Below are 24,583 nucleotides of genomic sequence, written 5' to 3'. Positions count from 1 at the left end.
TTTGAGGGTGTCTCCTTTGAACAATGATTTTTATTAACCGGCAAGTTAACAATCATTATTCTATGGGAGTCACTCTTTTTTTGCAAACCTGTCATTTGTTACTTAACAGGAATGCTCCTTATGTATCAAAACTGTTGAATTGGAATTTATCATAATGAATTAAGGATATTATAGGTTTAAGTAGTAGCAAGACTTTAATAAAGCAGAAAAGCCTCAATTGAATTTCTATACCAGATTAGTTACTGTGTATAACCTCCATATAAACGTCCTCTTCCATCATTTGTTCTTTAGATTTTTTATCCAGATATAGCAGATAACCACTCCGATTAAGGCTATCCCTCCCGTGGTTATATATGGTAATTCAATATTGCTTTCATACAGATACCCAGTTAATAAAGGAGCAATAACTTTGCTAAGATTTCCGGCGGTACTGGCAAATCCCATCAGTGTTCCTTTATGCTGATTGTCAGTTTTTGAAAGGGTTGCGTTTAATGTGGGTACTGTAATAGCAGAAGATACCGCAAATAAGCCAAAAACCACCAACACACTAACAAACCCAGTTGTCAATACCATGGCAAACGCTACTAAGGCTTTGCAAAACATACCTATCAGTATTAGTCGCTTCTCACCAATTTTTTTTGCTAAAGGACCAGTCAAAAAGCCTTGTACTACAATCAAAATACCTGCTAGAGCCATCCAAATAACACCAACTTGCTTAGTGGAAAATCCAAACTTATCTACGACATACAGCCCCGTAATTCCTTGCAAGCCTGTTTGACAGAAATTCACGACGAAAATAAGTATCAAAACCATTCCTGCTGAGCCAAAAATTATACTTTTCAGGTCTGAAAAATCAAAGGGTTTTCTTTTTTCCGTCTGTCCTGAACGCTCAATTGACTCTGGCAAAAGTGTTAGAATTAGCAGAAAGGCAATAAATGAAATGCCAGCCCCTGTAAAAAATGGGAGCGCAAGCGAATAGCCTGCAAGAATGCCTCCCAATAATGGTCCCATCATTACGCCAACGCTCATTGAAGCTCCAAGTTGACTCATATTCTTGCTTCTTTCTTCCTCCGAGCTGGAATCTCCAACATATGCCAAAGATGCAACGGACGTAGCAGATGACAATATACCCGATAAACTGCGAGCTATAAATAGTGTCCAAAAGGATGAAGCCAAACCGAACAGGAACAAACTGATGGAATATCCTATAATACCAATGCTGATAATCGGCTTTCTACCAATTCGGTCAGACAGTGCACCCCAAAAAGGTGCGCATACTGTTTGTGCCAGAGCATATACGGCAGTGAGCCATCCAAGCTCACGACCGCCAGCACCTAGATTTTCCATGTAAAATGGCATGACCGGAAGAATTAAGCTATATCCTAACGCAATCACCAAAGTAGCAAGCTTTAAAGCGAAAATAGGCTTTTTATTCATCAATCGTCACCGTCCCCTCCGAGCCGTCCACCGTTATCATTTGTCCATTCTTAATACTTCTCGTGGCTGTGTGTGTCGCCATGACAGCGGGGATACCATATTCACGGGCAACAATGCTTGAATGGCTAAGAGGGCCGCCAATGTCTGTTACAATCGCACTTGCGGAGGCAAACAACTGCGTCCATGCAGGAGTTGTGGTAACGGCGATCAGGATACTTCCCGGCTGGAATTTCTCAAAATCTGCCGGGCTGTTCAGTACACAGGCTGGAGCCGTAACAACGCCTGTGCTGGTTCCTATGCCCGTCAATACAATTTTCCCATCTTTCTGTATTTGAGTTGCATGTGATACGGCTTTTTTGTTTTTTTTCGGCAACTGGGAAGGCGACACATAACCTCGGAATGTATCATGCTCCGCTTGTCGAGCAGGGATTGCCTCACTCAGATTAGATAGGGGTATATTTTTATCAAGCTGTGTTATGAGCGTTTCCAATTCTGTTTTTGTGAGCCAGTAAATATCGTCCAGATGTGAAATAGCTCCGCCAGTTAAGAGACGTTCAGAAATTTCTTGTAACATGCGGCGAATCAGTGGGTGCCCCATCCCCATCAAATAAATAGCGTTTTCACGCATGGGGGCAGTATTTTGTGCCCAATGGAGCAGCTTCAAAAACAGCTTTTTACGGTGACCGCCTATCTGTTGCAAAATCTCGTTTTCGGCTTGTTTCCTGCGCTTTTCAAATGCGATTTGGCGCGAATACGGATTTTCCCCTTTTTCCTCCAAAAATGCTTTTATGGATTCAAAGGTTGGCGTAAGTATCTCCTGTGGTGTGGCATATGCAAAATCAAATTCATAAGCAGTACAGCCAAACTCTTTGAAATAGGCATTAATTCGGCTTTTCCACTCTATCCACACCTCCTGCGAAACTTCCGCAGGCAAAATGGAGGACTTGAAATCTTCTGCTATCTTTGTTGCAGGATTGCTTTTCAGATAGAAGCCTAAAGTGTTATTTTGCTTTGCCCATTCCGAAAGATCCCACAGGTTCTTTTCCGATTGCAGCGCAATCGTATCAAACCCAAGCAAGAGAACGGAAGTGTCTGTTATACCAGCACGGCGGGCCGCTCCCTGAAAAAATTTTGTAAATAATGTTTCGCTGATAGAAGCGGCTGGCAATGTAAGCTGAATCCTCGTGAAATAAATACACGCTCCATAAAACACAGTCTGAATCCCCTCCATTATTTGATGAGCATTCAGCATATGCATGGGCTTTTCTTCCCATTGTTTAATCACATCCTCAAATTCTTTTCGTGCTGTTTCCCAGCGTGCAACACTGTTCGTGAGCGCACGGCGTAAAGATCGGGGTGAAAGGGATTTGACAGCAATCAAAAAAGGCTTTGAATTAGCGGAAAGATAAACATATCCGTTAATTATCGTATATGCTCCGTTTTCTGGCAGTAACTTTTTCGCACTTTTACCAAACATATCTATCCATAAAAGCGCCGAAGCGCGGTTGACTATTTCAAGTCCAAGTGTGGCGAATAAGGGCGTAACAGGATTTGGCAAGTGTTCCGCCAGACTGCCTTTTGTATATATAACATCCTTTTCCGGTAACGTCCATTCTGGCGGCAGGACAGTAATGGGGCGGGCCTGAACAATATACAACTTATCTTTTTCCAGTGCCCACTCTACATCCATAGGCATTTCATAATACTTCTCAATTTTTTTCCCAAGCTGTGTCAATCGCATAACTTGATTGCGAGTAAGAGCATGTTTTTTCCTCAACTGTTCAGGAGTTGGGATTTCTTCTGTTCCATCTGAGGTGCGGACTGTCATAATCTCTTTGTTTGCTGCTTCATACGATACAATTCGTTCAGCATTTTTATCTACAACGATTGTATCAGGGGTGACTAAGCTAGAAACCACCGATTCGCCAAGTCCCCACGCGGCGTTAACAATCATTTCGCTACGTCTGCCATTGATAGGGTTTAGCGTAAACATAACGCCGGACGCATCGGAAAACACAAGCTTTTGTACTACAACAGCAAGTGCAACAATTTCCTGCTTTATACCATTCTTCACGCGGTAAGCAATAGCGCGAGCTGTCCATAGGGAAACCCAGCACCTCTTTACAGCGTCAAGAACTTCATTCTCACCTTGTATGTTAAGATAGGTTTCCTGCTGGCCTGCAAAAGAAGCGTCGGGCAAATCCTCGGCGGTTGCGGAGGAACGGACAGCCACTGCTATATTTCCCAATTCGGCATATGCGGTTTTAATTGCATCTGATACTTCCTGCGGCATTTCTCCATTATGGAAAAGCATCCCTATCTGCGTAGATACATTTTCAAGCTGGCTGGTATTGTTAGAGTCAATACCGTCCAGCAACTTATTAATATGAGGCTGAATATGGTTCTTTTCAACAAAAATCTTGTATGAAGTAGTCGTAACATGAAAGCCCTCCGGCACAGGGATACCCGCTGTCAAAAGTTTTGATAAAGACATACCTTTTCCACCGACCATTTCAAGGGTTGCCTGTTTATGCAACAAGGGTAGAGTATAATAAATCATAATAATTCACCTCCATCTTTCATAATTCCGTGTAGAAATATATCCATTGTTTCATCAAGCATTTTCTCCGGACTGGCTGATGGTCGGGATGTGTAAATGATTGATATAATGGAGTTAATTAACAAACGCGCCACTAAATCGGCATCCGTCTTACGGAAGACGCCTGATTCCACTCCATTTTCAATTACAGATTTTATAATATCCTGATATGTGTAACGCGCAGTTTTCAGCCGCTTTCGATAATCTTCTTCTAAATAGTCAGATTCTGTATTTAACCACATCAGCACCGTTCGATACTGCTTTGGTACTCCAAGATGATTCAGCATGATTTTTCTAAGACACTGTTCCGGCGAGGATTCATCGGCAATAATCCTATGAACCTTTTTAATTGTTTCTTCTATTTCTTTCTCAACTGCATATACAACAATCTCGTCTTTCGTTTTGAAAAAATCATACAGACTGGACTTTCCCATGTTTGCTAAAATCGCAATTTCCCTCATTGATGTTTTTTGGAATCCATTTTTCTCTATGAGCTGCAAAGCAACACTGATTATTTCTTCTCGGCGCTCTTCTTGTTGTTCTGGTGTAAGCATAATTCCTTTTGGCATATTATGATACCTCCTCATAGCGACCATCGGTCGTTTCTTGTTCGACCTTCATTATATAGCGACCGATGGTCGCTTGTCAAGTCTAATTTTCAACTGAAAAAATTGGTAAAATGACTTTGGCTACTAAAGCCAAGCTGATAGGTGATATCTAATAAAGCTTCGCCAGCTTTCAGCAGCTTTTTTGCTTCTGTCATTTTAATGTATTCTATATAACGATAGGGGGATATCCCTTTTTCCCTCGTAAACATACGTATAAAATGGTACTTGCTAAAACCTGTAAAGGAATTCAAATCGGCTAAAGAACTAATTGTTTATAATTACACCATCCTGTACGGTAATCACGCGGCCGCTGCTTTTTGCCGCTTCCGGTGAATGCGTTACCATAATGATCGTCTGGCCGATGGTCTGATTGATCTCACACAACAGATTCATAATCTCTGCTCCGGTCTCGCTGTCCAGGTTTCCCGTGGGTTCATCTGCGAAGAGGATCTCAGGATTGGCAATCAGGGCGCGGGCGATGGCCACACGCTGCTGCTGGCCACCGGACAGTTCACGGGGCGTATGCTTACGACGTTCTGACAGACCGACAATCTCCAAAATCGGATACAACTGCTTTTATAGACAGGTCACCTTGTCACAATCACATGCGCAGCGCTAAACCGCATAATCGTTCTTGTACTCATCGACTTTCCAATGGCAGTAAACTTTCTAAATTGATTGCCAATTCCAATCTTTTATTTTTTCCATGGGATCTCTTCAATCAATATCACTCCACTGTAATTCGACTGCAGCGTACCGTAACACGATCTGCTCCGCCCACCGTACAGGTAAACAGCGTCAGGTCATACTCGCTTTCCATCATAGGCAATACATCCGCAGGTCCAAGTATCTCAATTACGGCTACTTCATAAACTGTTTGAATGTCCTCCATGTCCGTGAAAACCACCAGGCTGCCAATGTTCAGTGTTTTGAGCGTTCCGAAATGCCGGGTATAATTGTGGCCCGCAATGACCAGATCATCGGATTTGGCAGAACCGGAATACCGGCAGGGTGCAATCCGCATCCTGGTGTAATCCCACTCGGACATGACCGGCAGCTCCAACCCCAGCTCCGGGATGGAGAGATACCCGATATATCCATAACCGTCGATCATCTTTATCGTCATTTCCGTATCGTAAGGATCGGGCAGAGAATCTGGTTCTGCAGATATATCCGGCTCCTGTTCCAAAACATCCTGCAGTTGGAAGAGTATTTTATCCGCTGCGTTCCCTGCGGTATTGTCCTCCCAGCGGTTATAGAGAAAAAGAGACAGCGCTGCACAAACCAGCACTGCCCCTAAGATCATCAATCCTGTCCCCAGCTTAGCCCTCATAACCCGTGCTCCTTTTTCGGAACCGCAATGCCCAGCCGAAAGAGAACAGAAGCAGACCCGCAATCACCAGCACCGGAATTGGCCAGTTGAGCTGTCCCGTCTGCGGCAGAGATGGATCTGGCTTGCCAGGCGTCACCGGCTTTGCCGGCTCCTTTTCCAACTCCACTTTGGGGCTTGCGTCCACGTTGTACACATAGCTTCCGTTCTCCATATATGGGAGGCTCACCAGAAATGACTCCGCTTTATTGTAACCCTCCGCAGCCTTATTTTGCACAATCAGATACAGGCCAGGCGAAACGTTCTGGAAAGATACCTTTCCGTCACTGCCGATATCCTGTGTAATTCCCGGTAGCTTTTGCTTTTCTGCATACTGTGTCAGTGTGTCCGGCAGCTCCGCCGAGGAAAGATCCGAAAGAGCCACGCCGCTCCCGGCGAAGTCGGAGTTCAGGACAAAATCATAGTTTCCGTCCTCCTCATGAACATCGCCCACCCGATAAAGGGTCAGCATTCCGCCGGACACGGCTTTGCCTTGGTATTTCATCGTGATCGAAATCGACCCTTCTTTGGTCAAGTCTGGTACATCGTGTGCAAAAGCAGTCACATTGAGTGTGCAAAGCAGGACAGCTACAATAAAAAGAGCCGTTACATATTTTTTGGGCTTCATAGGTCACTTCCTCCTCATTTCCTGTGCCGTCCTTTTACCAAAAGAACCACGAAAAGGATCAGCAAGATTGGTATGGCAATCATGGGTGCAATCAAGAACGGCTCGATTTGCAGCGCGTCTATGGTGACATTGGTTCCCGCGCTCTTCGCGTTTTCCACCCGGTGGCCCCTCACCAGAAGGCGGTGGGTATTGATGCCATAAGGAGTACAGGTCAGCAGCGTACAATAATCCATGCCATCTGTTATGGTCAGGTCATCCACTTCCTCCGGCAATACAATGCGAATCTGATCCACCTCGTAGGTCAAAAGGCGGTTGAGAATCTTGATCGTATAGGTATCGCCCTCCTGCAGCTGATCCAAGTTGGAAAACAGCTTGGCGCTGGGCAGGCCTCGGTGGGCGGACAGCACTGCGTGGGTTCCCTCTCCACCCACAGGGAAGGAAGTACCCCGTAGATGGCCGGCCGCTACATTCAGAATCTCCTCCGACGTCCCATGGTAGATAGGCAGCTCCACATTGATCCGTTCAATGGTAATGTACCCGATGACCCCATCCCCATTGATATTCAAAATATCTTCATATCCACTCAGTTTATCGTAACCGGTCAGAGGGTTGGCCAGCGACCGAAGCCCGGCATTATAGGCGTCTGCTGATGCAAACTCGTTATCATAGTCTTTTTCACTCATTGCTGCAATGGCTTCTTCATAATCCAGAATGGCCTTGGTCTGTACCCGGCTGTTCCACCAGTTGCTGACCGTTGGGTATAACAGCACGGAGAGGCCCACGAAGAATATCAGTATTAAAATAATCGTTGAAAAATGTTTCTTCATGAGACTCCCCCTGCGGTTATCATTTTGCCCCCTTGGGGCAGGAGGCCGAACCTCCCACCCGCGAGGAATCGTGCAAAAAATTATCGTTTACTTTATTCCATGATTAATCCTTTTCTGCGGACAATCTCTTCTTTGTCACCAGCAGGATTGCTGCGCCGATTACCAGGATGCCGCCAATCACATAGAAGATGGTGGTGCCGATACCGCCCGTGGATGGCAGCACAGTGCCGGTATTGTTCTCAATTTCAAGCTGCGCAATACCGGGAGCAACGATGTTTGCGCCAGTAGCGGTCCATGTACACTCCGTCTCACCCGTTTCTGGGGCTGTCCATGTAATAGTAACCGAAATCGGCTCCGCCAGCAGATTATAGCCATCGGGGGCTTTCATCTCAGTGATGGTATATGTGCCTGCAGCCAGACCGTCGAAGCGCAGGACGCCGTCTTCGCCGACCGTTCCGGTGGCATTTACTGCCTCAGTGATCGTCTTGATTGTGGTGGTCGTGCTCTTCGCATATTTTGTACTGGTACTCTCGTATTTATCGGCGTTGTAGCCGTCCGCATTTTCATCTGTCACAGGAACCTGGATGGTATAAGAACCATCCTTTAACTTCCAATACTCGCCGTTTGCATCCTCAGTGAACACATCGGTTTCCACCAGGACCTTATTCAGCTTCTCTCAGCGCCGATCAGGCGGTTACCATTGGGATCGACCTTGATCAGTTCGATGCCGGTTACATAAGTATAGGTCGTAGACGTGGGAGTCTCGCCTGTCGCATCGCCGGGCTTGGGCTTATCCGGGTTATCCGGCTCGCCGTCTTATGTAATAGGCCAGCGCTACACAAAACGCTGGCCTTATATCACTTTCTTGAGTAAAAAGGACGCCGATTTTTCAGCGTCCTCTGATATAGTATTCTATTGTTACATTCCCATTATCGGCTTGTTCGGCTCCTGTACGAGACTGACTGCCAAATCAAAAGCCGGAACAAGGATCAGATTGTATCTCGCCTTTATATAGTGCTTGTAAAAGGCTCTTTGCAGATCCGACAGAAATGGCGTGGAATCTATGAATTCACTAATTACTTCCATATCAATCCGGCGAACAATCCGTTTGACTGCCTCACTGCAGCTTTCATATTCCGCATTCATTAGGAAGTCACGGTAGTTAATTTTTCTGTCGTTCTGCTTTATAGCAGAGGTCGGATACAGATAAACTCTCGAATGCAGCGCATCCTCGTTTGACAGCACTTCATTCATGACCTTCTCATCCGCCTGCGGCAAAAGACAGCTTCCGCAATCGTAGATGGGTGCTATACTTGATTCTCCCGTTTTTTCATCAAACAGGAATCCCCAATTTCCGTTATGACGGTCAAAGTTTCCTAGTAAGGCATCTACAACAAATACATCCCAAAAGTGCCGTTCCAACACCTCCGGTGAAACGTACTGCTGCTTTCCAATCGTATCAAGTATATCTTCAAGCTCTGTTCCCGTACCATTTGAATCTGATTCCAGAATCGTATTCTTAATGGAACAGAAATCAAAAAATCTCTTTCCGTCTGCTGTAAAGTCCTTACAGGCGCAGACAATCTTCTCCTTGCCGCCAACCTTAAAGGTGCCAAGCATGGTTTCATGCGCCTTTACGCCGATCAGATTGAAGATACTGCTTGCGATATGCTCGCTGAAACAGCTATTGGTATAGGAAAGCCCGGTGGGCTTATTCTTGCCAGAGGGTGGGAATTTCAGCATATACAGTGTGCCGTCATATTCTACGGCAATCTTCTTTCCGTTTGCTCCGTTGTATGCTCTGCCGGGTACCACCCGACAGTTTGTAAAATTAATTTTTTCAGTCATCCGTCATCATTTCCTTAAAGATATTTTGCTCTCAGATAATCGGCATGTTCCTTTGTAATCACGCCGTCGTTAATCTCAGCAATATTGATACTGCCATAGAGTTCTCCCCACAGGCAGTCGAGCAGCGGAGATTTGTTTTTCAACCCGTCCTTGTATGCGTCCAGATCATGCTGCAGATATCCGGGCAGCCCGTATTCATAAGAGCGTTCCTTTTCCGCCTGATGGATTCCTTCGGAAGTCAGAAGCTCCATCGATACACCAAGCGCCTTTGCCAGCTTATACACCGTTTCTGCGGAGCATTTTTCAAGCTTTGTCTTACCGCTGCATATATCGTTGAGCGTAGCGTGAGGGATCCCCGCATCTACGGCTAATCGGTATTTTGTCATGTTTCGCTTTTTCAGCAAACTCTCGATCATCATTCCTGTCACATCCTCTCTGCTATTATTATATCGGTATGCCGAAATAATGTCAAGAGGACTACATGAAACTTAACCCAAAACCCGTATTTATCTCGCTCCCCTTGCTACGCTGTGGGTAAGGTTCATCAACGATAAACCATAAGAAATCAATAGAAATGCGACTCAGGTCAGAGCATTCTCGGCCTAGAGAGAACAAGAAAAGTCGGGTGCAGCTTTGCAAGTCTGTATCCGACTCCTTCTATCATGGCATACTCAAAGGGAATCTATTATAAAGTCCGTGACGAAATCAGTGCAAATATTCCTCCAGACAGACATCCAAATCATATATTTCTTTCGCCGCCTCTTTCCCTACATAACGATAATGCCACGGCTCATAAATGATTCCGGTAATATTGCTTTTGTCATTTGGGTAGCGCAGGATGAAGCCATTTCTCCAACTATTTTCCATTAACCATTTCTGTACGGCGGTCTTTTCCTGATCTTCGTCAAGAATCTGATTTTCAATATCCACAATGTCCACAGCAAGTCCCAGCTGATGTTCACTGGTACCGGGAACTGCAACAACTTTCCCGGCCTCGGTTCTGGCATTCTCTTCAGAATAGCCCTGGACAATCAATCTGTTGTGTTGGTTGTTAAACAACCTCTGTTGTGTTTCCTGAGAGCGGTAGTCGGAACAAATTACAGGCTGAAGGTCAGCCGCTCTGCAATCATCCATCATATCCTGCAAATCAGGGTAACAACGCTCATCCACGGAAAGTCCGTTTTGCAGCTGTGTTAAAGTTATCTCATAGCCTTCTGGCAGGGGATTCCAAGGATTAACTAAAAGCAAGTTCCAATCAGATGGAACATCCAGGCTATCACTGATTGACTGATTGAGCGTTGCCACAATTATTGCAAGAAGGCTGGCCACAAGAAGGACTGCTATACCAAAAACAGCCCGTGCGTTCCTTCTGTGCTTTCTTCGATGTCTTATACAGGGAACGGTATATCAGCTTTCATGATAATGGCAAAAACTGCCCCTGCTCCTATCATACCTGCTGTTTCCTTAATAGATCTGCGCAAAGCAATCACGCCAATCACCAGCATTAAAAGCTCAAGTTCCGAACTGATATCTACATAAAACATTTAGTAGCTTGATACCATTCCCGCAAAAAAGGCAAAAACATTGATGTCAGCCAAATTATGCAGATCCACCGCACGGTCAATCAGATGTAATAACGCCGGGAGGTTTGCCTGCCGGTAATCCAAATATTTTGAAAAGGCCCCCATAAAAACTTCTTCAATGTTTGCTCCTCCTTCTCAAAGAAAGTTCCGCACATTTCAAACCATCTTATTCTGCAGAGAGCGTCATGCAAATCAACGGCCATGTGTCCTCTTGCGGATGCGTCGATAATTCACGCACTTTGCAATAAATTGATTTATTTTGCATGATTTCATCTGTGGTAAGGCATAGTGTCTTTTTCTTCTCAACGAGCTCTTTCATATTTACGGTGCCAATCCAAGTATCTTTTTGAAACGGTAATGTCAGCATATGCGCTTCCGAAAAGTAATCTATCAGACGTACAAACTGACTTTTTGATTCTTCTTGCCACAGCGCAACGCATTCTTGATAATCTGCTATGCTGTCAATCTGGGATAGCCCCGGAATGATATACTGCTGCATATCATTTGCAATGATGGCTTGAATCTCCTCATAAGGGGTATCCATCGGCTTGTAGTTTTTATAACCGTCAATGACATAACCCCGTATATCACGGAGCGGGTGTAACCTGCCTTGATGCGGCAAAAAGCAAGCTTCCGTAAAAGATTTGAAAAAAGTAACATCTTGCAGTTGTTCATCTGAAAGGTCAGGCGTATCTACTACGATATTCAGCCAAAAGGAAAACCCGGTAGCTTTGCTGTTAAATTGGGAGCTTTGAATATTTACGGCGATTGTGCAGGCTTCCTTATGAATGGAAAAAGCCTGTGTTCCCCGAAGGCTGTGAAAACCTGCTTCTTTGAGCGCCGGTTTGATAACTTGTTGAATTACTTTATTTTTCTTTTCTCGTGAAGTCATATTCTTGTACCGCTCTTTCTGTCAGTTCTTTATTGCTATCTTTGCTGTTCCTGTACCTATGCGCCGTGATGATCGTATAGCTATAAGCGCTGACCGTAATGATACACCCGTCAACCGCTATATACCAGTTCTTTCCTTTTCTCGATATGGATGCTTCAACAGAAGATATCCTATTTCTGCACCACTCAACAACCCGTAAGCATCTGAATGGCAGAAGCGGCTTGCTCATAATCGGTACAGACTTGAGCTATTAAAACATCCAAGTTTTCCGGCCGCTCCCCCGCCCGGAACGCTTCCGGATAATCCTCCGATGATAGCTTTTCTAACAAGAGACGGTAGGTTCCATCGCTTAAAAACTTCTTTAAAAATCGCCTTACCATATCTTCACTGAATAGCCGGGCCAATACTTCTTCATAATCTCCGCCCAGCTTTACATAACATTCCTTCAGACTCATAAATACCTCCGTATCCTACTAATGTTTCTTTTTTACAAGTTCTGTGATCACCGCTTCCAGGTTCTTCATGTCAATCGGCTTCGCCACATGGGCGTCCATTCCGGCATCCATTGCTTCCTTGACATCCTCTGCAAACGCATTGGCCGTCATTGCAACTATCGGAATCACCTTTCCACGGGTATGGCTGCCGGCACGGATGGCTCTGGCCGCATCATAGCCATCCATGACAGGCATCTGGATATCGGTCAAAATCAAATCATACTGACCCGGTTCGGATTTCTCGAATGCTTCCACCAGTTCCTGGCCGTTGCTGACAAGATCACACGTTACGTTGTTCATATTCAGCAGTTCCAGCAATATCTCTGCGTTCAGCTCATTATCTTCAGCAGCAAGTATTGTTATGCCTGCCAGTATATGATCCGAATCCTCTGACCCCGGCAATTTTTGCTCCTTTGCCTGAACCGTTACAATGGCCTGCTTAAAACTGGTCAGGAAAAACGGTTTTGCCAGGAATCCATCAATGCCCGCCGCAAGAGCTTCTTCCTCAATCTCATCCCATTCGTATGCCGTAAGAAGGAGGATTGGAATATGTTCCGGCAGCATGGCCCTGATTTTTCTTGCCGTTTGGATACCGTCCATACCGGGCATTTTCCAATCCAGGAGCACAAGGTCAAACCGGATCCCCTCCTGATGAGCTTCTCCAATCTGCCGGATAGCATTATCCCCGCCGAGCGCATACCGGACAGACACCCCAGTGTCTTCCATGACACGAATTACATTTATGCAGATGCTTTCATCATCATCCACCACCATCACACGGGTAATCCCGTGGTTTTCCCAAAACTTTTCATCCACATTCTGTTCCTGAATGCGCAGCTCCAAATCAACAGTAAAAATACTTCCTTCGCCCTGCCTGCTCTTCACATCAATGGTTCCGCCCATCAGCTCCACCAGATTTTTTGTAATAGGCATCCCAAGTCCGGTTCCCTGGATTTGGTTTGTCACACTGTTGATTTCACGGGCAAAGGGTTCAAAAATAACATGTAAGAACTCTTCCGACATGCCAATGCCGTTATCCTGAACCTCAAACCGCAGCCGGACAAAATCTTTTGTTTTTTGAGGAAGCTGGGTGACGGTTAGTTGGATTCTGCCGCCGACTGGGGTATATTTGACCGCATTGGACAGGATATTGATCAGCACCTGGTTGATTCGCATCCTGTCGCCGATTAAATGCTCCATTGTTACATCTGCCAGAAAAAGCTCAAATTCCTGCTGCTTTGCTTTTGTCTGCGGCCGGATCATGGTCCCCAGCTCGTCTATGAGTTCTGCCAGATTGATCTCCGTGACATTCAACGTGGTTTTCCCACTCTCAATCTTGCTCATATCCAGCACATCATTGATCAGCCCCAGAAGGTACTGGCTGGACGCCGTAATCTTTCGCGTATATTCTTTTACCCGCTCCGGGTCGCCGGCATCGTGATTCAACAATACGGTAAGCCCCACGATTGCATTCATTGGCGTCCGGATATCGTGACTGATATTATTTAGGAACGTGCTCTTGGCCTTATTGGCAGCATTCGCCGCGTTCAATGCCGTTTCCAGCGCAAACTTGTTCTGCCGTTCCTTGGTTCTGTCTGACAGCACAACGATAAATTTGTCTGATTGACCTTCACCCACCCGATATACTGTTTCGTAAAACCACCGTTTTTCACCTGTATTCCGATGAGTCCGCTCACTTTCCATAATGATAGCCTGACCCGGTTTCATCAAAGCCAAATCCGAATAGGAAATGGTTTTTTCCTCAGTGTATGTGGCCTTTCCTAAAGATTCAAGACTCGCTGCCACCGCATCCGGAGAAATACCGAGCACACGGTTTACATTGGGCGTCACATACTCTACTACATAAGACTCGCTGTTTAACATCAAAAACACGTCGTCTATATATTCCGAAAGAATGCTGAATAACTGTTCACGGTATTGGATATCCTGTTCTTTCTTTTCAATGCGCTTTCGGCTCTGTCGTTCAAAAAGCAGGAATATAAGACCAATAAGAAACACGATAAAAACCGCAAAAATAAATATCTGGGATGACTGCAGGATGTAGTCGGTATATTCCATGATGACGCTGCTTGGGATCACGGAAATGATATACCAGCCATCCATGACTTTTATCGGAGAAAAAGTGACAATGTTCTCTGCTCCATTGAAGGAAAATTGGATGACACCAGAATGACCATTTGCCAAACTTTCCTTGAAAGTCCGAAGATTTTCCTCATCATTTTCTTCCGCGATCACATCAAAGAGATTAGAAAATGTTCGGTTACTGTTTTTATGGTATGGACGGATCAAAACATCCCCATCCTGATTGGTGATATAGGAAAAACCGCTTTCATTATAAAAGGATATGGAGAATTCCTTTGAAAGCGCAGAAACCCTCTCTCCCTTTTGCATTAACCCGTGGGCTCCGTCGGCAAACAAAAAACATTCATAAACTCCCATGGTATTTTGTCCATCGTAGAGATTCAGATAGTTTTCTCTGATGCCCTTACCGGAAAAGGTACGATAGAATTCCAGTTCCTCCATACTCAGCAAACGCCGCTCATCAAGACGGTTAGAGTAGAAAATTCCCTTATCCAGATCAACAACGGTATAATTGGATGTTTCGCCGCCCAGCAGGTTCAGATTATTTAATATTTTGCCGTCTTCATGCGATTCGATTTCCGACATCTTATTTGCTAAACTATGTACCCGATCCTGTTCAATTGTAATATACGTCTCAAATGCGTGGCCGCCCTGACTTGTAATCTCCAGAGTTTGTTCCGCATTCTGCATCCACAGGGAAGTCTTGACGCTTTTTATATAAGAATAACAGCCTAAAAGAATGCTGCTAAGAATGATTACGACCAGACAATTTACCCCGATTCGTTTTATTCTCATTTCGATCTCCTCCAGGAACTACTGTGCCAAAAGTTGATTCAATAAGGCAACAGCCTCATCTGAAGACATGCCATTTAACATCTGCTTTGTTATTTCAGACAGGGAATTGTCCAACGGCAGACTCAGCCTATAATCAGAACCAATCACAATCCGGCCGCTTTCTAAACACTCAGAAGCGGGAAGAATTGTTTGTTCAGTGGGCACTCTGTCATCTTTCAGCGGTGTATAGGAGTTTTGGCTATCGCAGTATTCCCAGATTGAATCCGGTTGGGTAATACATTCAACAAGCTCCATGACCTCCTCTATGTGTTCACTGCCGGCATTAACGCTGATGCAGGTGTTCGCCTCAATTACAAGCACACTGCCATCATCCAGTATGGGAAAAGGATGTACGCCATAGGAAAAGCCTGGCTCCATATCGGCTACTCTGGAAGTCGCCCAGTTCCCGGTAATCATAAATGGCCGGTCACCGCCAGCAAACAATCTAAGGTCATCAGAAGCCTGGTTTGTCGCTGAAACCTCCTCGCAGTCGATCCATTTACGGTCAATCATTTCCTCAACCATCTCAATTCCCGGACGCAGTGTATTTACCAGTTCTGCCGGGGCATGATTGAATGCTTCGATTGCCGCAGCGGAATCCTTCTGATAAACCGAGTATAGCGATTCACCGACAATCAGGTTTCTGAGGGAAGCATAGTTATTTGCAACAATAGGTGTGATCCCCTTACCCGCAAAATACTGACACACCTCCATGAACTCTGACCATTTTTCCGGAACTTTTTGCCCATGTTTCTCCAGCAAATCGTAATTGATATACAATCCATAAGCAGAGATACACGTCGGCAGGAAATAGGCTGATCCGTCTTCCCTGATAAACTGCTCTTTTATCATGTTCTGATACTTTTCAATCGTAGGCAGCCCAGATAAATCCGCCAGCTTTCCCTGTTCCGCCAATTCGATCTCCCGGTCATGATCCACCATAAATACATCGTCAAGTCCATTGGCCTGTACCCTTCTTTCAAAGGCATTCCAGTAGTCTATCCCTTTCACGCCTTCGTAGGTCACGATAACTTCAGGGTTCTGCTCCATATACCGGTTCAATATGCTTTCAATGGCTGTCAGATTATGTGCATCTGCTTTATATCCATAAACAGAAAGAAATATATGCTCCTGTTCCGCAAGCGGTTCGTTTTCAATGAGCATGATTTCATTGGAACGATGACTGCAGCCCGACATCAATGTTAATACAAAAAAAGTGGATAGTATAATTTTATACAGCTTCATGTGCTTGTCCTTTCTTTCAATCGTGCAAGGAAATCTCCACCTCGATAGCAGCATTACAGTCCCGATTCAGGTTAGCAGCACATTCTTCCGGTGTCGTATTGCCTGCCAATAACTTATGGATATGGGGCCAACACACACTGCGAACGGAATTATCCTGTCCTTGCCAGTTGGGACTGGAATTCATAAAGTCGATGACGTTATCGACATTTTCAGAAAACTGGCGCAGCATGACGATCTCATCGGCATATTTTTCAGCCACCCGCTTACTCTCGGGTATGTTTCCTGCCGAAATATCCATCAGTTCTTCGTCTTCGTAAATGTATTTCAAGAAATCCTTTGCCACCTGAATCTTCATTTCATCCCCATACACACAATGACTGCAAGAGAAAAAACGGCCAGCAATCTCCACCACATCTTACCATGTGTCATTTTGCCAAGCATCATCTTCATAAATCACCTCACATTTAACTCATCGCCGCCTAATCGAATAACCAAGTCCGTTTTTCTTACGCTGTTTTTTATTGCGGAGACAATTTGCTTCAGTGCCAGATCCCCAACCGGATGGCCGTATGTATCATTAACAGCCTTGAAATCATCCATATCCAGCATTGCTACTGCAGAAACATGACACATGTCACGTAGCTGCTCCTCATAGTAGCGCCGATTATAAGCCCCAGTCAGGATATCCTCATAAAGTCTACGGTTATGAGCTGTAATATACTTAATCACGTCCTCTTTTCCATGTCCGCCAAGCAATGTTTCCTCGGTAATCTTATCAATGAGCTCAAGTGAGTATGGACTACCGTCAACCTCCACATAAGTCGCCCGAACATGATAGATACACTTATCTATAAACTTTAATTTAGTCAGGCTTCCTTTGCTTGACATATCGGATAGAAAACGAAAATGCTGCTGCTCGTAGGACCGTTGGTGCAGCATATGTTCGGAGTCGCCCAGGCCATAGCGGTTTAGCTGTTCCGCAATATGGCTGGTTTCTTTTATTGTGTTCTCAACCTCAAATGTATCTTTGGACTTCAGCACCTGTTCAAGCGTGTTTCCAATGTCCCGCAAACATTCCAACAGCAAAGGATGGAACGCTCCGCATTGTCCGTCAAAAATCATTTTTATTGCTGTGTCATGGGAATACGCCGACTTGTAACACCGTTCACTGGTGAGTGCATCATAAACATCCGCCAAAGCGACCACCTGCGCTGAGAGCGGAATCGCATCCCCCTTCAGTCCATCCGGATAGCCGCTGCCATCATAGCGCTCATGGTGCCACCGGCAGATTTCATATGCTGTTTTCAGCAAAGGCTCGTTCCGGTCGATGGGCAGGTCCATAAGTATCTCTGCACCTGCCATAGAATGGCCCTTCATAATCTGGAATTCCTCTGCTGTAAGGCGGCCAGGCTTATTGAGAATCTCCTCGGGAATGGCGATCTTGCCGATATCGTGCAGTGCTGAAGCCATACTGACCAGAGAAATATCTTCATTTGTGATTTTATTGTTGCCGATTTTCAACCTGTACTGCCGCATCAGAAGGTCTGTAATGATATTGATATGTAAAACATGAAGGCCACTTTCTCCATTGCGGAATTCCACGATATGAGACAGAATGGAGAGCATCAGCCGATTATCCTTCTCTTTTTTACTAATCTGTTGGGTAATGATCTCCATTAACTGCCGCTGCTTTGCGAAAGATAAAATTACATTGGCTACACGACGGCGTACTATTATCGTGTTATATGGTCGGGCAATATAGTCCGTCGCTCCAAGATCATACGCACGTTCTATAAATTTGGGCGCAGTTTCACTGGAAATCATGATGACCGGAATTACATCAATCCAATGAAACTGGTTCATATGTTTCAATACATCCAGCCCATTCACATGCGGCATCTGAACATCCAATAGGATAAGAGAAAGTTCAGTTACGTGTTCACGCAATATTTCAACGGCCTGCGCTCCATCCTCTGCTTCCAAGATCTCATATTCGTTTCCAAGCATAGAGCCCAGCATCTCTCGATTCAATTCAGAATCGTCTACAATTAAAACCTTCAATTTGGGGCCGACTTTCAACATACCATCACTCCAGTGAATTTATTAATCTTATTATCTTTCTCAGTACCATTCTGCTAACCTTTGCAAATAGGTTATAGGAAAATTTTACGGCCTATTCGGCCGCACTATTCTTTTCTAATTTGACAATGGTTTGTTTTTTATTTTATCATTATGTCCTGTCATACACAAGAAGAAATACTTGTAATAACTCAACTACATACCCCTCTGTTTTAAGTTCCATTGCCACTCTTCGGAATTATGTAGTATAATATAAACAATATGTGTTTGAGCTTGAGAAAGGGCATTTATATTATGAAACGACAGGAAACTCGTTTTTCTTATGTATATGAAGATTTAAAAAAACGTATTGCTTCAGGGCAATTCCAGCCCGACAGCAAACTCCCCTCTTCCAGAAATCTATGTGAAGAATACAATGTGGGAATTGCGACCATTACGCGGGTATTAGATACCCTAAAGGCGGAAAAACTGATCGACATCCGGATCCGGCAGGCTCCCGTAGTTCTTCCCAACAGTCTGGCAGGCCCTGGAATATCTACGATGTTAGCGCAGCGGGATTCTATCTTACAGGTGTATGAAACATATGGACGGTTATTGCCCTATCTGCTTGTATTCGCTGCGCATAAATGTTCAATTGAGTCCATGCCCCACTATCGGCAGGCTCAAAGAGCGGTGCAGCAGGGTATCTGTTCTGAGAGTTGGAAGGCTCTGATTGCACTGACGAGGGATATTTTAGGCGCCACCCACAACCCTCTGTTATGTGATCTGCACACAGCCTTTGAACTTCAGGGGAATTTTGCGTACTTTTTAGAAAAATGTAGTTTTTCCCAGGATATCATGGGCCAGAGGCCGGCTTTTGATCCCCAATCCATCATTGATGTATTATCAGAACGCGATCCAGTTGAACAGTATCATCATTTAAAAGCACTTTACCAAGACATGTCCGCCATTATTAAGGGAATTTTCACCCAGATGTCAGACAGCGTTACCCAGGCGCCTGCCCAGGTGCCGGTTTCATTTGAATGGAATCCCCTCAGAGGGAAGGATTACTACTATACCCGCATTGTCCGCGATTTGACGCGAAAGATAGGAACAAGCGTCTATTCGTCCGGAACTTATTTACCTTATGAAGCTGAGCTGGCCAAGCAGTATGGCGTGTCTGCCTATACAGTCAGAAAGGCATTAACTTTGTTGGAACGCAGAGGCTACACAAAAACCTTAAACGGCAAAGGTACGATGGTTCTGACTCCCGACCAGCTTAACACCGAACAGGCGCTTCTGGATATTACTACGAAGCGGGACGCCCTAACATATCTCTATTCGCTGCAGCTCATGGTACTGCTGTCCTACCCAGTCGCAGCCTACACTGCACCTCATTTTAGCGAGGATGACCTGAAAGCATTGGCTGCCCAGAACAAGAAGCCAGGAATAGCGCTCGCAAATCTGTTTCAGATGATTTTTAAACGACTGACCTTAGTACCGTTGCAAACCATTTGGCAGGAAACCAGCCAAGTCACAGAATGGGGTTTCTATTTCGCATTTTACCCGCAGGGAGCCGATGCAATCGGACAGCTTAATAAAATCACCCGTAAAGCATATCACTGTCTGCGTTCAGGAAACAACGCTGAGTTTGCCGAGTGTCTAGCCGACTCTTACCGTCTGATTTTAACTTCTGTCCAGGCATATATGGTTGAGAAACACCATTTTACCGAGGCTTTATCTGTACAGGTCCCTGACAGAGATTCCTTAAAATAAGTGACAATCAGTTGGGATGTGGAAAATAAACACACACATTCCAACTATTTTTCTGACGGTGTTTGCCGTTCTGCCTGTCAGATTGTCGCTGAGCGGAATAAATCTTAATCATCTCGATGTTTGCTCAACCAATTCATAGCACATATCGTGAGTATCGAACTCCCAAGGGACAATATATCTTCATTAAACACAACGCCTTGATTATGCATGGGTTTACCATACGCTTCATTTTCCTGGTTGGTACCGGCGCCTAATAATAAATAGGCAATGGGCACCTGATAGCTAAAGGAAGCAAAGTCCTCGCTGCCCATACCTCCCTGAGGCAATATCCTGACTTGCTGAGGGGCAATGAATTGCTTAATGTAATCGCAAAACTCATAGATCATCTCATCGTTGTTTATCAGAGGCGGCGCACTGGATAATTCCGTTACAACTGCCCTTCCTCTGAAGGATTGGGCACACAGTTTTGAAATTTCTTGAATTCTTTCAAAAATTCTATCCCCTGTTTCTTTGTTTTTGTAACGGATTGTTCCCTCTAAAACGACTTTTTCAGGAATAATATTGGGAGTTTGTCCACCGGCAAATTTACCAATCGTTAATACACAAGGGTCTTGCGCCGCCACTTCTCTCGCTGCAATTTCCTGTAACGACAGGTAAATATGTGCCGCAATATTAATTGGGTCAACCCCATTTTCAGGCATCGCTCCGTGACAGCCCACGCCTCTTACTTCAATGCGAAACAAAGTGCAGCCAGCCATGAAATGGCCAAGACCACACAGCACCATATTGCTCGGCGTACCAGAGTTTACATGAAGCGCCATGGCTGCATCTACCTTTGGATTTTCCAAAACACCTCCCTGAATCACAGCCTTCGCCCCGGTAAAACCTTCTTCATCCTCCTGAAATAATAATTTTACTTTTCCTTGAAGCCGGTTTTGATACTTTTTAAGCAATTTTGCAGCACCTAACAGCATGGCGGTATGCATATCATGACCACAGCCATGCATAGCACCGTTTACACTTTTAAATTCTAAATCAGTTTCTTCCTTAATGGCTAAGCCGTCCATATCTGCTCTAAGCAGCATAGTTTTACCAGGGAGTTCGCCGCTGATTGTTGCCACAATTGAGCTATTGGCAATGTCCTGGGGTTTATATCCATACGCAATTAGCTTCTCTTTCACAAATGCTTTGGTATATTGCAGCTGTATCCCAACCTCAGCATTTTGATGTATTTCTCTTCTGATTTTTACCAACTCTGGCTGTAATAATTTTGCTTGCTGATAGATTTCATTCATAGCAATTCCTTTCCATTATATTATTCTCCCAGCTCTTCTCCATATTAATAGCCTTACATGCCTTTTATCTTCCTGACGGTGTTTGCCGTTCGGATTGTCAGTTTGCCGCTGATATTCGCACTTGCCGTCTCCCTCCACCAGTTTGTCTTTTGATAATCCTTTCGGCTGAAAGACCAGAATACCGCTTCCTTATAATCCTGAATCTTTTCCAACCCCTCCCTGGGTTCTCCGATCTCGTCCCGCACTTCAGCAAATGTAGCTGGAGGCATAATAAAAATCAGATTATCATAGATTTCCTTATTTTCATCACCCCACCAGTCAGGCGCGTGTTGCAAAATATCTTCGAGATCCTCTTTTGATATGACGAAAATCGGAATATCCAGACCAAACCACTTTTTTATCGTTGTTTCAATCCGGTCTGTAAGGCTCCCTATATTCTCTTCATCACTTGAAAAAATCACATTGCCGCTGTTCAGATAGGTCTTAACCGCTCCGAACTCAAGCTCCTCAAAAGCTTTCTTTAGTTCAGTCATCGGAACTTTATTTTTTCCACTTATATTGACACCGCGCAAAAGCGCAATATATCTCGTTGCATCCTCCATACAAATCTTCATTTCGCCTTATTCTGATATGCTTTCAAGGACAGAACAATCATGCTTGTGCCCTTATTCCTTAACTCATATTAACTGCTGAAGTTTTTCTTGTATGTTGTCCGTTCCCTTTATGCCTATCATGGGAATAGATATGTTTTCTCGCAAAAGCTGGCAAAATATTTTATCTATAAACAATCCCATACCATTGATTTCTGCATCATTGTCCGATGTTGTTTCGACACCACAATTTGGAGAACGATTTGCCCCAATAATACCGATAACTTCAAATCCATATTTCTTATATTCCATGATATGTTGCACTACATAATCAGCCAGTCTTGTTAGTTTCAAATTCGAGTCGTCATTTTGCATTGCTGAACGTATGCGTGTATTCTCTACCACTACCGGGCTATCAGCTCCATGAATATTTCCCCTATCAAGTCCTAAACAGCAAAACTCCGGACAGGGCATTTGGACAATACCAATATCTGCATTTAAGAAAAAATCAATAACATCTTTATTTGCTGCCGGATAAATCGCCGTTCCATCTGAAATGGAATTTTGATTTAAAAAGCAATGTGCAACAAAAACAACCTTTTTACTTCTTCCATCATTGAACATAGTATATACTCTCACAAATTCACAAATTTTAATTATTACCCCAAAAATCAGTGTATGATTGTTCCAATCACTTTTACCAATTTCCACTGTGGAACTGTAACGTCATCGCCCTAATTCTCATTCATTGAAATAATCTTGTCTTTCTTTCCTAGTCATTGGTGTTATCAATCGCTTTCAAATTTTTTGCCTTCTCCTGCGCTGTATTGCCTAATTTTTCATAGGCACAGATGCCATCTTTCCAATTTTTCAGGTTGCGAAGTCTTGCTCCGTGATCACCATGCTCTGGATCATCAAACAGGTCTCTGAGCTTTTGGCAGGGCATATCTGAGCATTCCCCACAATGTTCAAGCCCCTTTTCTATGCAGCATATCGCTTTATCGCACTTACCCCAAAACATAATCCCTCTATTGGCTTTGCAGCCCTTACACCCGATTTTATCTTTCCATTCACACACGCCGCAATATGTACCGCAAAAGGCTATCATTTTTTTATTTATCATCGAGACTCCCCTTTACTATTTATCTATTAGCATTTCCAAATCTCTGCACTCCTGTCAAACTGATTCGTCATTTCTTACTTTTCGATTGAAATAAACGGAGGAAAGGTATCGGAGCTGTCGTTACGCCGCATAGTTTTTGAGTCCACATCAAAACACTTGCCGTTGTATTCATAGTGTAGCTTATTAGCTTTAACATAAAAACGATGTTCCGATTGAAATGCAACGGGCTTAAAATTCCCTTCTTGTATCGGCTGATCCCGATACAAGACCTGATCTTCCGATAACTTCAGCACATCATTTTCAAGACGCACATCATAAATTCCACTTACGATAGCCTCTGCTGCCACATTTTTCTCTGAAGCTGAAATGAAACGAAAACAGCCAGTCAAACTATTCGTGCTTTTTCGCTCCGCCAGTTCAAATCGGAACAGGGATACGCCACTGAAATCTTTTCGCAATTTTTCCCGTTCTCCATCCTTTCCCATGAGCCATATCTTCTCATTAGATACAATAAACATATCCAACTGAAATCCGCTCTGAGAATATTTTAGATTAGAGAAAGATATTTGATCTGAGTAAGCGCCCTGTAACGCACCATTTTCAAGTTCGTAAACTAATTCCTTTGTAAACAGCGTTTTGCCATCCACATTCGCTTCAATGAAGTTGATGATTTTTTTCATTAGCACCCGACCATCCTTTCAATTTGAAATACACCTTTTCCATCAAGAACGCATAAAGGCAACTTAAAATTTTCAAGCCCCACAACTTCTGACTTTCTTTCCCGCTCAGCTATACAGCAGATTTTCTAAATCCTCACCAACCGCTATGAGATGCCCGTCCAGCTCTCTGTTGTGTTACTTACCGACAAACCTATATTTGTTAATTTACGCCAATTATTATTCGGCACTCTGTACTACGAATTTTACACTCCCTTTTGCGTTTTCTCCTATTACAGTTACTGTATATGTTCCGCTTTCTTCTACATCAAAATCATATTCTACCGAAAAGAAAATGCCTTCACTTTCAGCGATAGGTTCCTCGTCATCTTTCTGAATTTTATATGATAAATGACCATCCTCAACCACAATTTCTGCATGAATAATATCTCCGGCTTCAACAACCAAATCTTGAGTGTCGGTAGTATTAAATGCTGTATATTCCATAATTAGTTGAGTGTCGTTTCCTGTTCTGCTTCCATCAAAGTCTGATGAGCAAGCAGACAATGATATAATAAGTAACATAGCACTAAAAAAAGTTGTGATCTTTTTCATTAT

General features: G+C 44.1%; 26 protein-coding genes and 1 pseudogene. 1 reads left to right on the top strand and 26 read right to left on the bottom strand.

Annotated elements, in window-relative coordinates:
• Positions 1–276 precede the first annotated feature (276 nt).
• The 20 genes and pseudogenes from MUB23_RS03965 to MUB23_RS03870 all read right to left on the bottom strand — a co-directional run bounded on the left by MUB23_RS03965 (position 277) and on the right by MUB23_RS03870 (position 18,549).
• Complete coding sequence (locus MUB23_RS03965; protein WP_244799033.1) at positions 277–1,437, bottom strand: MFS transporter; 1,161 nt, start codon at positions 1,435–1,437, stop codon at positions 277–279.
• Positions 1,430–3,997: a PEP/pyruvate-binding domain-containing protein gene (locus tag MUB23_RS03960; protein WP_244799001.1), complete on the bottom strand. Its 2,568-nt coding sequence runs from the start codon at positions 3,995–3,997 to the stop codon at positions 1,430–1,432. The genes MUB23_RS03965 and MUB23_RS03960 overlap by 8 nt, the downstream gene beginning before the upstream one ends.
• Positions 3,994–4,605 (bottom strand): TetR/AcrR family transcriptional regulator, encoded by a 612-nt coding sequence (locus tag MUB23_RS03955; RefSeq protein ID WP_016295742.1) that lies wholly within the window; start codon positions 4,603–4,605, stop codon positions 3,994–3,996. Before MUB23_RS03955 ends, MUB23_RS03960 begins: the two co-directional genes overlap by 4 nt.
• A gap of 89 nt (positions 4,606–4,694) precedes the next feature.
• Positions 4,695–4,895, bottom strand: a complete 201-nt coding sequence (locus MUB23_RS03950) for a helix-turn-helix transcriptional regulator (protein WP_280515616.1) — start codon at positions 4,893–4,895, stop codon at positions 4,695–4,697.
• Positions 4,896–4,908: 13 nt separating this feature from the next.
• Positions 4,909–5,220, bottom strand: a pseudogene (locus MUB23_RS03945) (ABC transporter ATP-binding protein); the annotation flags it as partial.
• 151 nt (positions 5,221–5,371) lie between these two features.
• Positions 5,372–5,977, bottom strand: coding sequence for a sortase (locus MUB23_RS03940; protein WP_244798998.1), 606 nt, complete (start codon positions 5,975–5,977; stop codon positions 5,372–5,374).
• A complete protein-coding gene (locus MUB23_RS03935) occupies positions 5,967–6,641 on the bottom strand; it encodes a pilin N-terminal domain-containing protein (protein ID WP_244798996.1) in 675 nt (224 codons plus the stop codon). The genes MUB23_RS03940 and MUB23_RS03935 overlap by 11 nt, the downstream gene beginning before the upstream one ends.
• A gap of 14 nt (positions 6,642–6,655) precedes the next feature.
• Positions 6,656–7,468 (bottom strand): class C sortase, encoded by an 813-nt coding sequence (locus MUB23_RS03930; RefSeq protein ID WP_244798994.1) that lies wholly within the window; start codon positions 7,466–7,468, stop codon positions 6,656–6,658.
• A 103-nt stretch (positions 7,469–7,571) separates the two neighbouring features.
• Positions 7,572–8,123 carry a prealbumin-like fold domain-containing protein gene (locus MUB23_RS03925; RefSeq protein ID WP_244798993.1) on the bottom strand — a complete coding sequence of 184 codons (552 nt, stop codon included), beginning with the start codon at positions 8,121–8,123 and terminating at the stop codon, positions 7,572–7,574.
• 263 nt (positions 8,124–8,386) lie between these two features.
• Positions 8,387–9,316 (bottom strand): HipA domain-containing protein, encoded by a 930-nt coding sequence (locus MUB23_RS03920; RefSeq protein WP_244798992.1) that lies wholly within the window; start codon positions 9,314–9,316, stop codon positions 8,387–8,389.
• A gap of 14 nt (positions 9,317–9,330) precedes the next feature.
• Positions 9,331–9,735 (bottom strand): helix-turn-helix transcriptional regulator, encoded by a 405-nt coding sequence (locus MUB23_RS03915; protein ID WP_244798989.1) that lies wholly within the window; start codon positions 9,733–9,735, stop codon positions 9,331–9,333.
• Positions 9,736–10,021: 286 nt separating this feature from the next.
• On the bottom strand, positions 10,022–10,645 hold the full coding sequence (locus MUB23_RS03910; protein WP_244798987.1) for a M15 family metallopeptidase: 624 nt from the start codon (positions 10,643–10,645) through the stop codon (positions 10,022–10,024).
• 59 nt (positions 10,646–10,704) lie between these two features.
• On the bottom strand, positions 10,705–10,860 hold the full coding sequence (locus MUB23_RS03905) for a hypothetical protein (protein WP_244798986.1): 156 nt from the start codon (positions 10,858–10,860) through the stop codon (positions 10,705–10,707).
• A gap of 205 nt (positions 10,861–11,065) precedes the next feature.
• Positions 11,066–11,791, bottom strand: coding sequence for a DUF4304 domain-containing protein (locus MUB23_RS03900; protein WP_244798984.1), 726 nt, complete (start codon positions 11,789–11,791; stop codon positions 11,066–11,068).
• Positions 11,766–12,020, bottom strand: a complete 255-nt coding sequence (locus tag MUB23_RS20085; RefSeq protein WP_330641772.1) for a DUF3781 domain-containing protein — start codon at positions 12,018–12,020, stop codon at positions 11,766–11,768. The genes MUB23_RS03900 and MUB23_RS20085 overlap by 26 nt, the downstream gene beginning before the upstream one ends.
• Positions 11,977–12,246 (bottom strand): Hpt domain-containing protein, encoded by a 270-nt coding sequence (locus MUB23_RS03890; protein ID WP_244798983.1) that lies wholly within the window; start codon positions 12,244–12,246, stop codon positions 11,977–11,979. Before MUB23_RS03890 ends, MUB23_RS20085 begins: the two co-directional genes overlap by 44 nt.
• A gap of 18 nt (positions 12,247–12,264) precedes the next feature.
• Complete coding sequence (locus MUB23_RS03885; RefSeq protein ID WP_244798982.1) at positions 12,265–15,183, bottom strand: response regulator; 2,919 nt, start codon at positions 15,181–15,183, stop codon at positions 12,265–12,267.
• Between the two features lie 18 nt (positions 15,184–15,201).
• Positions 15,202–16,467, bottom strand: coding sequence for an ABC transporter substrate-binding protein (locus tag MUB23_RS03880; RefSeq protein ID WP_244798980.1), 1,266 nt, complete (start codon positions 16,465–16,467; stop codon positions 15,202–15,204).
• Positions 16,468–16,483: 16 nt separating this feature from the next.
• Positions 16,484–16,822, bottom strand: a complete 339-nt coding sequence (locus MUB23_RS03875) for a hypothetical protein (RefSeq protein ID WP_244798978.1) — start codon at positions 16,820–16,822, stop codon at positions 16,484–16,486.
• 98 nt (positions 16,823–16,920) lie between these two features.
• Positions 16,921–18,549 (bottom strand): HD domain-containing phosphohydrolase, encoded by a 1,629-nt coding sequence (locus tag MUB23_RS03870; RefSeq protein WP_244798977.1) that lies wholly within the window; start codon positions 18,547–18,549, stop codon positions 16,921–16,923.
• 291 nt (positions 18,550–18,840) lie between these two features.
• Between MUB23_RS03870 and MUB23_RS03865 the strand changes: the two genes are divergently transcribed.
• Positions 18,841–20,301, top strand: coding sequence for a GntR family transcriptional regulator (locus MUB23_RS03865; protein ID WP_244798975.1), 1,461 nt, complete (start codon positions 18,841–18,843; stop codon positions 20,299–20,301).
• A 104-nt stretch (positions 20,302–20,405) separates the two neighbouring features.
• Here MUB23_RS03865 and MUB23_RS03860 read toward each other — a convergent pair whose 3' ends face one another.
• From MUB23_RS03860 to MUB23_RS03835, 6 genes are all read right to left on the bottom strand, one after another.
• Positions 20,406–21,596, bottom strand: a complete 1,191-nt coding sequence (locus MUB23_RS03860; RefSeq protein ID WP_244798974.1) for a M20 metallopeptidase family protein — start codon at positions 21,594–21,596, stop codon at positions 20,406–20,408.
• Positions 21,597–21,649: 53 nt separating this feature from the next.
• Entirely contained in the window at positions 21,650–22,198 is a 549-nt protein-coding gene (locus MUB23_RS03855; protein ID WP_244798973.1) for a DUF1697 domain-containing protein, read from the bottom strand.
• A gap of 75 nt (positions 22,199–22,273) precedes the next feature.
• Positions 22,274–22,810 (bottom strand): CD3072 family TudS-related putative desulfidase, encoded by a 537-nt coding sequence (locus MUB23_RS03850; protein WP_244799032.1) that lies wholly within the window; start codon positions 22,808–22,810, stop codon positions 22,274–22,276.
• Between the two features lie 148 nt (positions 22,811–22,958).
• Complete coding sequence (locus MUB23_RS03845; RefSeq protein ID WP_244798972.1) at positions 22,959–23,309, bottom strand: DUF3795 domain-containing protein; 351 nt, start codon at positions 23,307–23,309, stop codon at positions 22,959–22,961.
• Between the two features lie 74 nt (positions 23,310–23,383).
• A complete protein-coding gene (locus tag MUB23_RS03840) occupies positions 23,384–23,989 on the bottom strand; it encodes a hypothetical protein (protein WP_244798971.1) in 606 nt (201 codons plus the stop codon).
• 216 nt (positions 23,990–24,205) lie between these two features.
• Positions 24,206–24,580, bottom strand: a complete 375-nt coding sequence (locus tag MUB23_RS03835) for a hypothetical protein (RefSeq protein WP_244798970.1) — start codon at positions 24,578–24,580, stop codon at positions 24,206–24,208.
• Positions 24,581–24,583: the final 3 nt, after the last annotated feature.

The organism is Cuneatibacter sp. NSJ-177, assembly GCF_022867805.1.
Classification (GTDB): Bacteria; Bacillota; Clostridia; order Lachnospirales; family Lachnospiraceae; genus Pseudolachnospira.
This window is presented reverse-complemented; position numbering and strand designations above follow the sequence as displayed.